Below are 2,141 nucleotides of genomic sequence, written 5' to 3'. Positions count from 1 at the left end.
GAACTCGTCGCCGCCGGTGCGGGCGAGCATGTCGCCGGGCCGCAGGCGCGTCTGCGCCATCAGGGTGAAGTGCTTCAGGCAGGCATCGCCGGCGGCATGGCCGTGGGTGTCGTTGATGGTCTTGAAGCCGTCGAGATCGATCACCAGCAGCGAGAACGGCGCACCGTTGCGCTCGGAGCGGGCGCATTCCTCGGTCAGGCGCTGCAGCAGATGCCGCCGGTTGGCGACGCCGGTGAGATCGTCGAGCAGCGCAAGGTCGGCAACCTCGCCCCGCAGGCGGTCCATCGCCATCAGCAGAAAGCCGAAATTGAGCGTCATCGACAGAAACAGCAGCCCCAGCACCATGACGGCATGGGCCTGGCCGCCGGCCCGTGCCGAGAGATCGTGGCCGAGCAGATTGCCCACGGTGCGGGCGACCAGGATCGCGAGGATGGTGAGAATGACGATGCTGGACAGTCGCGCGCCCGGGCTGACGCGGCCCTCCGGCGGCGACAGCAGCAGACGCAGCGCCAGCGCCAGCGGCAAGGCCTGACCGAGCGTGTAGCTGAGCATGCGCAGCTGCATGTGATCGAAACCGACCATGAAGACCAAGACGCCGGCAAGGCTCAAGCCTCCCGTCGCCGTCATGAGGCGCCACGAGACCGGCCGGTCATAGAAGCGCTGAATGCCCATGGCGGCGAGGCAGCTCGCGGCGATCACACCGGCGGCGCCGAGCAGAAGCGGCAAGGGAGACGCGACGAACAGGCGGACCAGCGCCGTCATCGCCCCGATCGCGCCGACAAAGGACGAGGCCATCCAGAACCGCGCGGCGGCGAATTTCGGATAGGACCGCGTCACGTAGGCCCAGATCACGCCGAGCGCCAGGAAGTTGACGACGAAGACGGTCCACAATGTCGGTACGTTCAGCATGACGCGTGCGGCACGCGCAGCGTCGCGCTCCCCGTCCCTGGCAGCCGTCCGTCCATGACCCATCCCCGTTTTCTTGCGGAGAAGATGCGGCCGGTGCGCTTAACGGAGTCTCACCGCGATCTGCCAAAACGCGCCTTTGGTTTTGGATTCATGAACGGCGAAGGTCGGTTGTCGGATCGTTAGGGATGTCGGCGGCGACGGCGCTTCGATGCCGCGATGCGGATTCGCGCACCAAAATCACCCGAAAATGCATCTGAGCTGTGGATAAGCCGATGACACCGATGTGACAGCGCGGGGCAGAGACCTGCGAATCTGCTGAGTTTGTCGTCGAGGATGTTGCGAGGCTGGCCCTCCGCCGAGCATCCCTCGTGTCGCGTTCCACCATTAACCCTTAAGAGGATCCTATGGCTAAGAAAGCGAAGAAGGCGGCGAAGAAGAAGGCGAAGAAGGCCAAGAAGGCGAAGAAGAAGTAACGAGGCTTCTTTTTCTTTGCCCGGGTGGAGCCTCGCTCCGCCCGGGCGTCGGGAAGGATCGAACGAGTTTGAAGATGGCGGGCGCGAGGCCCGCTTTTTTATTGGGCGGCGTTGAAGACGTCTCTTGCAGCGTCATGGCCGGGCTTGACCCGGCCATCCACGTCTCGCACGCGGCACGAAGAACGTGGATGCCCGGGACAAGCCCGGCCATGACGATTTTCGAGAGGTGAAGGGAGATTACCTTTCCGCGAAAGCCAGCTTGGCGCCGAGCGCAGCGAACCCCGCGGCAAAGCTCCGGCGCAGCCAGGCCATGACGCCGGGACGGGAGATGACGCGCTCGCGCACGGATGCGGCGCAGAGGCCGTAGACGACGAACACCGCAAACGTCATCGCCATGAAGGCGCCGCTCAATTCCATCATGCGTGCCAGCACATGAGCCTCGTCCGCGGCGATGAACTGCGGCAGGAAGGCGAGAAAGAAGATCGACAGCTTTGGATTGAGGATGTTGATCAGGAAGCCGGTGACGATGACGCGACCGCTCGAACGCTCGCGGATCTCGCCGCCAACCGCCAGCGTCCCGGTCTCGCGCAGCGCCTGCCAGGACATGTAGAGCAGATAGGCGACGCCGCACCATTTCAACGCGGCGAAGGCGAGTGCGCTGGTGTGGAGCACCGCGGCAAGGCCGAGCATCGCAGCACACATGTGCGGCACGATCCCGAGCGTGCAGCCGAACGCCGCGGCGACGCTGGCGCGAGAGCC

2 protein-coding genes are annotated in these 2,141 nt (G+C 64.9%); both read right to left on the bottom strand.

From position 1 onward, the window contains the following. Positions 1-909 (bottom strand): GGDEF domain-containing protein (locus MOV74_RS36725; protein WP_246932225.1); only part of this gene is annotated, 909 nt, incomplete at its 3' end. A gap of 710 nt (positions 910-1,619) precedes the next feature. Continuing rightward, on the bottom strand, positions 1,620-2,141 hold a 522-nt coding region (locus tag MOV74_RS36720; protein WP_246932223.1), incomplete at its 5' end, for a LysE family translocator.

This window comes from Bradyrhizobium sp. SHOUNA76 (assembly GCF_023006445.1).
Lineage (GTDB): Bacteria > Pseudomonadota > Alphaproteobacteria > Rhizobiales > Xanthobacteraceae > Bradyrhizobium.
The sequence above is the reverse complement of the archived record's forward strand: the minus strand, read 5'-3'. Positions and strand labels throughout refer to the sequence as shown.